Genomic DNA, 8,429 nt, shown 5'->3' with positions numbered 1-8,429 from the left:
CAAATATCCAACCGTATCGGGGATATTAACAACCGTAGCACCTGCTTTGATAGCCATATCCGTAACCTGGCAAAGATAATCCAGCTCTGTCCGGCCAGCATCCTCAGGCGAGAATTCAATTTTATCAAAATACTGCTTGGCATAACGTATTGCGCGCTCAGCCGTTTCGAGCACCTGATCCTTATCCATCCGCAACTTATGCTTACGGTGAATGGGACTAGTAGCTAGGAATAGGTGAATGCATGGATCCTGTGCTMCTTGAAGAGCTTCACGAACCGCATCGATATCCTGTTCTCTTGCACGAGATAATCCGATGACTGTTGCATTTCTAACTGCACGAGCTACCGCATTAACCGCAGCAAGATCACCAGGAGATGCCGCAGGAAAACCAGCTTCCATTCGATCTACTCCAAGCTTCTCGAGCTGAAGCGCGATTTCCACCTTTTCCTTTGTGTTTAGGTTAACACCAGGAGATTGCTCTCCATCACGCAGCGTTGTGTCGAAAATATAAATTTTCCGCATATCTGCCATACACCTCCGAGAACAGAATGATCCCGATACGCACAAGAGACATTTGCCGCTGCAATAAAGCATCGGCAAACGCTCCGGCGAACCGGGATATGATCGTTTAATCGTAATACTATTTCATTGGTTAAACGTTTATTACTTCTTGATCCAGTGCATCAATTCACGTAGCTGTGCGCCTGTTTGCTCGATAGGGTGAGCAGCTTCGTTACGACGAGTAGCCGTAAGCATAGCACGGTTCGATTGGTTTTCAAGGATGAAGTCACGAGCGAAACGACCGGATTGGATATCTTCCAATACGCGTTTCATTTCTTTCTTCGTTTCTTCTGTAACGATACGAGGACCAGTTACATAGTCACCGTATTCAGCAGTGTTGGAGATTGAATCGCGCATCGACGAGATTCCGCCTTCATACATCATGTCAACGATCAGCTTAAGCTCATGCAAACACTCGAAGTAAGCCATTTCTGGAGCATAACCAGCTTCAACAAGCGTTTCGAAGCCCGCTTTAACAAGTGCAGAAGCACCGCCGCAAAGAACAGCTTGCTCACCGAACAAATCTGTTTCTGTTTCTTCTTTAAACGATGTTTCGATAACGCCTGCACGAGTACAGCCGATACCTTTAGCATATGCAAGGCCAATAGCTTTAGCATTGCCAGTTGCATCTTGCTCAATTGCGATTAGTCCAGGAACGCCAAAGCCTTCTTGGTAAGTACGACGAACCATGTGACCAGGGGATTTTGGAGCTACCAAGAATACGTCTGTATCTTTATTAGGCACGATTTGGCCGTAGTGAATGTTGAATCCGTGAGAGAACATTAGTGCAGCGCCCTTTTTCAGGTTAGGTGCGATTTCACTAGTATATACGCTTGCTTGAGTTTCATCTGGCAGCAAGATTTGAACTACATCTGCTACTTTTGTAGCTTCAGCAACAGTAAGTACTTCAAAACCGTCTTTTTTTGCAACGTCAGCAGATTTACCAGGACGAAGCCCGATAACAACTTTCAATCCGCTGTCGCGAAGGTTTTGTGCTTGTGCGTGGCCTTGGCTACCGTAACCAATTACTGCGATTGTTTTACCTTGAAGTACGCCTTGATCTGCGTCTTTTTCATAATACATTGTAACTGCCATATTAATAATTGCCTCCTTTAATTTAACCCTTTTGAGTGGGTGTTTAAGTAGAGAATACCGCATATTCTACGGTTCTCCCCTTAAACTCCCACTCAAAGCGGGAAGTTGAAATTTATAATAGATTACTTAGCGTTGCCTCGATTTAATGCAGTCACTCCAGTACGTGAAAGCTCGCGTATACCGTAAGGCTTGAGCAATTCAACCATCGCATCGATTTTCTCTGTATCGCCTACGACTTGTACAATAAGTGAATGAGTACCGATATCTACAACAGAAGCACGGAACGTCTCCACGACGCCCAGAATTTCTGGACGAGTTGAAGGCTCTGCTATTACTTTAATAAGCGCAAGCTCACGTGCAACCATTGGGTTGGAACTTAGATCAATTACTTTGATAACATCAATCAGTTTGTACAATTGCTTGGTGACCTGCTCGAGCGTATGGTCATCACCTGAAGTGACAATGACCATACGCGACAAGCCTTTCTCTTCGCTTGAACCAACTGTAATACTCTCAATATTGAAGCCGCGACGTCCGAACAAACCGGACACCCGTTGTAGAACGCCGGGCTGATCATTTACGATTACTGCGATCGTATGCTTTTTCATTCCGCATCCCCCATGATCATTTCGTCGATCGTGCTTCCTTGCGCAACCATTGGATAAACGTTCTCCTCTTTGCGTACAACGAATTCAACGACCGCAGGACCAGGATGGCGAAGTGCTTCTTCCCATACAGCACGCGCTTCCTCTTTATTAGATGCGCGGAACCCTTTTACTCCATAAGCTTCAGAAAGCTTAACAAAGTCAGGACTGCCAGAAAGGTCAATATGACTGTAACGGTTGTCATAGATAAGCTCTTGCCATTGACGAACCATGCCGAGTACCTGGTTGTTAATAATCGCAACTTTAACTGGGATGTTATTGATTGCACATATCGCCAGCTCCTGTGCACACATTTGCATACCGCCGTCGCCATTAATGGAAACGACTACCCGATCCGGATTCGCCATTTGAGCGCCGATAGCGGAAGGGAAACCAAAGCCCATCGTACCTAGACCGCCAGAYGTAACCCATGAACGCGGCTTGTTGAATTTGTAATACTGAGCAGCCCACATTTGATGTTGGCCAACGTCAGTCGTCACAATCGCATCGCCATTTGTTGTTTCGTGAATCATTTCTACTACCCACTGCGGCTTAAGCTCAACTTCGGAATCCTTATAAGAGAAAGGATATTCCGCACAAGATGCTTTAAGCTGAGCACGCCACGCATCCGCTTTGTCCGCAAGCTTAGCTTGCTGATTAACGATCTGAAGAACGGTCTTAACGTCTCCAACAATTGGAATGTCTGTAGGGACGTTTTTACCAATCTCTGCTGGATCGATATCGATATGAACAATCTTCGCCAGCGGTGCAAAGCCTGAAAGCTTGCCAGTTACTCGATCATCGAAGCGTGCGCCGATATTGATAAGCAGATCCGCTGCCTGAATCGATTTATTCGCTGTGTAAGTGCCATGCATACCTGGCATACCTAGGAATAGATCATTGCCACTCGGGAATGCTCCCAGACCAAGCAATGTCGTCGTAATTGGAATTTGTGTCTTCGTAACGAATTCCAACAGTTCTTCATGTCCACCCGAGTATACAACGCCGCCGCCAGCTAAAATAAGCGGACGCTCTGATTGCTCAATCGCTTTAATTAGCTTATCAACTTGAAGCTTATTAGGCGATACGGTTGGGTTGTAACCGCGGATGCTTACTTCCGTTACCGGCTTGAACAATGTTTTTGCTGCAGAAATATCTTTCGGTATATCAATCAGAACGGGACCTTTGCGGCCTGTATTTGCAATATGGAAGGCTTCATGGATAATACGCGGTAAATCCTCAACGTCACGTACCAAGTAACTATGCTTCGTTATCGGCAAAGTAATTCCAGTAATATCCGCTTCTTGGAAAGCATCACTGCCAATTAGGCTCGATATAACATTACCTGTAATAACAACGAGCGGTACAGAATCCATAAACGCAGTTGCAATACCCGTAACCAAATTTGTTGCTCCAGGACCCGATGTCGCGATACATACGCCTACCTTACCGCTTGCACGGGCATAGCCGTCTGCTGCATGAATAGCGCCTTGCTCATGACGAGTCAGTACATGATTAAAATCTGAGAATCCGTGCATAGCGTCGTAAATGTACAACACTGCGCCTCCGGGATACCCAAACACGCAATCGACACCTTCAAGCACCAAGCTACGAAGCAAAATTTCCGAGCCGCTTATGACTTCGGGCTTCGAAAGCCTTTCCTTTATTTCCTCTATTGACTTCAGTGTTGTACCTTGCGTTACCATCAGTCATCCTCCTCTCAGAAAAAACAAAAAAACCTTCCATCCCTCATGCTTCATACGAAAGCAAAGAGGGACGAAAGGTATAACTTCCGTGGTACCACCCAAATTCGTTATACTTCTTCCAAAGTATAACCTCCACAGGTAAGAACGCTCTACAAATATCGTTCATACCATTGGCACTGTAACGCTTGCCCTGCGATTTCCCCTAATAAGTAACAGCTTCTGTTGTTGCTTTTCAGGGAAACAGCTCCGAGGTGAGCTCGTAGAAAAGGGATATTGGCGATGGTTGCAGCTAATCCATCCGCTCTCTGTTCAAAAGAGCCCTTAACACTTCGTCCTCATCATTGCCGATTTTGTATTTACCATTTCGGTGCGTACACCATAACATGGTAGATAAGACTTTCCTTATTATATGCCGTGAATTCATGTTCGTCAAGAAGCAGAAGCAACTCTTCTTAAATATTCACGTTGCGCACTATAGCGTTCTTAGACATATACTAATTTAGCCTGAAAACGGCAAATTCATGCAGCTTAAGATTTTCTTATCGCTGCAGAAATAGGTGAATGAACATGATTAGATTTTACGAGCCTAGATATGACGAAGCTGAGGTGGTTCGCCTCATTCGTACCGAACTAATTCCTTTGTCACATAGCGTACACCAACTGGATGCACAAACGATCCGCGAGCTCCCAAAACGGTTCAGGCGCGGTGTTACGTATGTAGCTTCTCTATCCAAAAAAAGCGCACCCGTCGCATTTATCCATTTTGAAGTAATGGACGAGGTACTTTACTTAGATATGATGGTCACTCATCCCGATCACCGCAACCGCCAGTGGGGCAGAAAATTAATAGCACAAAGCGAGGCCTATGGCCAAGCACACCAATGCAAGGTAGCTAGGTTGTTCGTGGATCAAATAAACGCCAAAGCCCATCAATTATATAATAAGCTTGGATACGAAAACGTCCTCTACCATCCAGAGCTTCGATGCTATGAGATGCTCAAGCTGTTGACCCCGCCCATTACTACTTCATACTAAATCATCACTTTAGAATCCGTTATAGCCTTGATTGCCATATCCATATGGCCCTACAGGTCCGCTAGGACCATAAGCTCCATTAGCCCCATAAGGCCCGTTAGGAGCGCCGTAGCCATAGTTGTTATTGTTATTGTAGTTGTTGTTACAGCATCCGCCGCCGAATCCCCCTCCAATTGTTCCTATTGCCAGCAGATCAAACAAAACAAGCGGTAGTATAAATGCTTTTGTTTGCACTTGCTTGCCTTTGTCTCTTTTGAGCGGAGCCATAACTAGTTTATTTTGGTGAATCCGAACAAGCTTGCCAGTGACGACAGAGCCGTCTTGCTTAACTGCATAAATGGATTTGCCGATCAGTTTCCGAACCTCCTGCTTGGAAACATTACGCATGCGAAATCCCTCCTTTCCTGTTGTTCTTCAGCATATTCAGGAAATGTGGTGTTCGCCTGTATGTTTGTCCGATAGGATGTTAAATGTGTTAAAACAAGCGTAAACGGCTGTCGCCGTCCTCTTCGGCAAAAGCTTTCGTTTCGCGGTGATATATAAGCACATTTATAAGTGAATACTTATAAATTCTTATATAACAACAAAAGGCTGCCCCAGTGTCATCGCAATGACGACATGGGACAGCCTCTATTATTAATTAACGACTAGGCGTTAATTTTTTCCTTAGCGATACCTGCAAGTGAGTTGAACGAGCTAATGTCGTTAACAGCCAGGTCAGCAAGCATTTTGCGGTTAACTTCTACGCCCGCAAGTTTCAAGCCGTGCATAAATTTGTTGTACGAAAGTCCGTTAATACGAGCTGCCGCGTTAATACGAACGATCCACAGTCTGCGGAAGTCACGTTTTTTGTTGCGACGGTCACGGTAAGCATACATTAATGACTTACCTACTTGCTCCTTCGCTGTTTTAAACAGGCGATGCTTCGAACCGAAATAACCTTTTGCTAATTTTAGAATCTTTTTGCGACGACGAGTGCGGACAAAACCGCCTTTGACTCTTGCCATGGGTGGGAACCTCCTGTAGTTATCTTATTTGGTCGAAATGTTTCTTACAAATTAGCTAGGCCTTGCTTCAAACGTTTCACATCGCCAGCTGCCATAAGCGGCTGAGTAGCGAGAACGCGTTTTTGACGAGCGGATTTACCGGATAGCAAGTGATTACGGTATGCTTTATAGCGCATTACTTTACCAGTTCCAGTAATTTTGAAGCGGTCTTTCAGACTGCTGTGCGTTTTCATCTTAGGCATTTGAGTTTTCCTCCTTAAGGTTTATCATCCAGTTGTTAACTAGTGGTTTTGGGTGCCAAAATCATAATCATGCTCCGGCCTTCCAGCTTAGGAGCGCGTTCTACGTTACATATCTCAGCAACCTCTTTCGCGAGGCGATCCAAAATCTTTTGTCCGATTGCAGCATGTTGAATCTCACGACCACGGTATCGAACGGATGCTTTCACTTTATCGCCTTCATTAAGGAACTTAACAACGTTACGGAATTTCGTTTGGTAGTCGTTTTCCTCAATGTTAGCGCGGAACCACACTTCCTTAAGATCAACAATCTTTTGGTTTTTGCGTGCTTCCTTTTCTTTCTTCTGCTGCTCATAACGGAATTTTCCATAGTCCATTATGCGGCATACCGGCGGTTTAGCCGTCGGTGCGACGTTAACCAGATCCAGATTCAGCTCAATTGCAAGCTGCAGTGCATCGCGAATTGATTTAATACCAATTTGCTCGCCTTCAGCGCCTACTAAGCGCACTTCTCTGGCCCGGATTTCATCATTGATTTGATGTTCTCTGCTAATAACGTGCCACCTCCAAATTAGATTCCTTCATAGTTACACAAAATAAAAAAGATGCGGGTTCGCTCGAACCCGCATCTCATAACCGTACTTTAATGCCGCTTCATCTCTTCAGAGGAATGGCTAATCGATTATCGCTAACCAGCCAGCCTTAGCCGAAAGGTGAGAAGCGGGTGCTTCTGCTTGTGCGTCATTAAGTTAGTTGAAATTTTACTTTGTTACTATACCATAGCCCGAAAAGAAATGTCAATCTCAAACTGCAACAATCTTTTATTCTGCTCTATTCCCTCTTCCGAGTTATAGCTGCTTGTTCTGAACTTCTTCCAACCGTATAACACGCGAATGCTCCGTATGGCTCCACTGTTTGTTATTTTGCGTGAAGAAGGCATAGAAGGTGATTGGCCACCAAGAGATTAGGAAGATTGGCAATGTTAACAGATAAGCGTACAGCTTCCATGATCTAACTCCCTCAAGAATCATAGCTAGCGGGAATTGAATGACTCCTGCAAAAATCGCGATAGCCATAACCCACCAAGGTAAGTAACTATAAACCGAATTCAGCGCATTAAATTGAGGAATCGCCATATCGACCCACATCACCAGCGTAAGTAGGAACCCTAGAAGTGTGTTGTAGACTGATACCGTGTAAATAGCTGAGTCGAACTTAACGAAATTACGCTCTTTAATACTTGCCCATAGCAGTGGAAAGAAGTAATTCCTAGCGACATTAAAATGTCCCTGCATCCAGCGCAAGCGTTGACGTGCAGAAGCTTTGAATGTAACAGGCTTCTCATCATATACTTTCGCATCATAATTAAGGATAGGATAGATATTGCGTTGAATACAGCGCATAGAGAACTCTAAATCCTCTACCAAGCTTGTCGCACCCCAACCCATGTCCTTTAGAAGTGCAGAGTCAAAGCACATTCCAGTACCGCCTAGAAAATTACTCATTTTCAAATTCGTTCTGGAAAGCTGCCACAAGCGATTACAGTACCAGTAAGTGATGCCGTAAGCTGCAGTAACCCATGAATCTGTTGGGTTTTTTGTGTCCAAATAACCTTGAATAACTTGGTGTCCCTCACATAAATCATTGTTCATTAGCTGCAAGAAGTCACGATTAACTAAGTTATCCGCATCAAACATAACAATTGCATCATATTGTCTTGGCATGCTCCATAGTTCCTTAAGCATCCACTCAATCGCGTAGCCTTTACCTCGTAAATGCTGATTGGTTCTTTCACATGCGTGTACGCCGTGGCTGCGCGTTATGTCAGCCGTTCCGTCCGTACAGTTATCGCAAATAACAAAAATATCGTATAGTTCCTCTGGGTAGTCCATCTGTTTTAAGTTCTCAATCAAAGCTGCAACCACTTTTTCTTCATTGTGGGCTGCGACAAGTACAGCAAATGATTTTTGAGGCGCGTGATACTTCCGGCTTTTGTTTTTCATAAAACCAAAAATGGAGAGACCAAATTGATACACCGCGATAGACGCCATTAACACTTGTAAAACGATAAAGATTGTACTTAAGACCATGCGGTACTGCCCCCTTGAGACCCCGTTTTTTTGCTTGTTCAGCACCAACACC

Annotated in this window: 9 protein-coding genes, 1 pseudogene and 1 other annotated feature; of the genes and pseudogenes, 1 reads left to right on the top strand and 9 read right to left on the bottom strand. The window is 44.6% G+C overall.

Going from position 1 to position 8,429, the window contains the following annotated elements; translation table 11 throughout:
- The 4 genes and pseudogenes from AC1DWN_RS21510 to ilvB form a co-directional block, all read right to left on the bottom strand.
- Positions 1–522, bottom strand: a pseudogene (locus tag AC1DWN_RS21510) (2-isopropylmalate synthase); the annotation flags it as partial.
- 141 nt (positions 523–663) lie between these two features.
- A complete protein-coding gene (gene ilvC / locus AC1DWN_RS21505; protein ID WP_477560945.1) occupies positions 664–1,656 on the bottom strand; it encodes a ketol-acid reductoisomerase in 993 nt (330 codons plus the stop codon).
- 122 nt (positions 1,657–1,778) lie between these two features.
- On the bottom strand, positions 1,779–2,264 hold the full coding sequence (gene ilvN / locus AC1DWN_RS21500) for an acetolactate synthase small subunit (protein ID WP_477560944.1): 486 nt from the start codon (positions 2,262–2,264) through the stop codon (positions 1,779–1,781).
- Positions 2,261–4,006, bottom strand: a complete 1,746-nt coding sequence (ilvB, locus tag AC1DWN_RS21495) for a biosynthetic-type acetolactate synthase large subunit (RefSeq protein WP_477560943.1) — start codon at positions 4,004–4,006, stop codon at positions 2,261–2,263. The genes ilvN and ilvB overlap by 4 nt, the downstream gene beginning before the upstream one ends.
- Before the next feature lie 567 nt (positions 4,007–4,573).
- On the opposite strand from ilvB, the gene AC1DWN_RS21490 reads away from it, so the two are divergent.
- On the top strand, positions 4,574–5,041 hold the full coding sequence (locus AC1DWN_RS21490; RefSeq protein ID WP_477560942.1) for a GNAT family N-acetyltransferase: 468 nt from the start codon (positions 4,574–4,576) through the stop codon (positions 5,039–5,041).
- A 9-nt stretch (positions 5,042–5,050) separates the two neighbouring features.
- Here AC1DWN_RS21490 and AC1DWN_RS21485 read toward each other — a convergent pair whose 3' ends face one another.
- The 5 genes from AC1DWN_RS21485 to AC1DWN_RS21465 all read right to left on the bottom strand — a co-directional run bounded on the left by AC1DWN_RS21485 (position 5,051) and on the right by AC1DWN_RS21465 (position 8,377).
- The gene (locus AC1DWN_RS21485) at positions 5,051–5,428 is read right to left on the bottom strand and encodes a hypothetical protein (protein ID WP_477560941.1); all 378 of its coding nucleotides are present in this window, start codon (positions 5,426–5,428) and stop codon (positions 5,051–5,053) included.
- Between the two features lie 260 nt (positions 5,429–5,688).
- Entirely contained in the window at positions 5,689–6,048 is a 360-nt protein-coding gene (rplT, locus tag AC1DWN_RS21480; RefSeq protein ID WP_475811628.1) for a 50S ribosomal protein L20, read from the bottom strand.
- 44 nt (positions 6,049–6,092) lie between these two features.
- Positions 6,093–6,290: a 50S ribosomal protein L35 gene (gene rpmI, locus AC1DWN_RS21475; protein WP_477560940.1), complete on the bottom strand. Its 198-nt coding sequence runs from the start codon at positions 6,288–6,290 to the stop codon at positions 6,093–6,095.
- A gap of 35 nt (positions 6,291–6,325) precedes the next feature.
- The gene (gene infC, locus AC1DWN_RS21470) at positions 6,326–6,823 is read right to left on the bottom strand and encodes a translation initiation factor IF-3 (RefSeq protein WP_477560947.1); all 498 of its coding nucleotides are present in this window, start codon (positions 6,821–6,823) and stop codon (positions 6,326–6,328) included.
- 57 nt (positions 6,824–6,880) lie between these two features.
- Positions 6,881–7,029 (bottom strand) — a sequence feature (ribosomal protein L20 leader region).
- A gap of 106 nt (positions 7,030–7,135) precedes the next feature.
- A complete protein-coding gene (locus tag AC1DWN_RS21465) occupies positions 7,136–8,377 on the bottom strand; it encodes a glycosyltransferase family 2 protein (RefSeq protein ID WP_477560946.1) in 1,242 nt (413 codons plus the stop codon).
- Between the last annotated feature and the right edge of the window lie 52 nt (positions 8,378–8,429).

This window comes from Paenibacillus sp. P4_A7, assembly GCF_056402455.1.
Note: the sequence above shows the minus strand (reverse complement) of the source record. Positions and strands in the feature narration are given on the sequence as shown.

Coding starts and splice junctions, on each gene's coding strand:
- AC1DWN_RS21490 (WP_477560942.1), top strand. CDS start 4,574: ATGATTAGATTTTACGAGCCTAGATATGACGAAGCTGAGGTGGTTCGC.
- rplT (WP_475811628.1), bottom strand. CDS start 6,048: ATGGCAAGAGTCAAAGGCGGTTTTGTCCGCACTCGTCGTCGCAAAAAG.
- ilvC (WP_477560945.1), bottom strand. CDS start 1,656: ATGGCAGTTACAATGTATTATGAAAAAGACGCAGATCAAGGCGTACTT.
- AC1DWN_RS21485 (WP_477560941.1), bottom strand. CDS start 5,428: ATGCGTAATGTTTCCAAGCAGGAGGTTCGGAAACTGATCGGCAAATCC.
- AC1DWN_RS21465 (WP_477560946.1), bottom strand. CDS start 8,377: ATGGTCTTAAGTACAATCTTTATCGTTTTACAAGTGTTAATGGCGTCT.
- rpmI (WP_477560940.1), bottom strand. CDS start 6,290: ATGCCTAAGATGAAAACGCACAGCAGTCTGAAAGACCGCTTCAAAATT.
- ilvN (WP_477560944.1), bottom strand. CDS start 2,264: ATGAAAAAGCATACGATCGCAGTAATCGTAAATGATCAGCCCGGCGTT.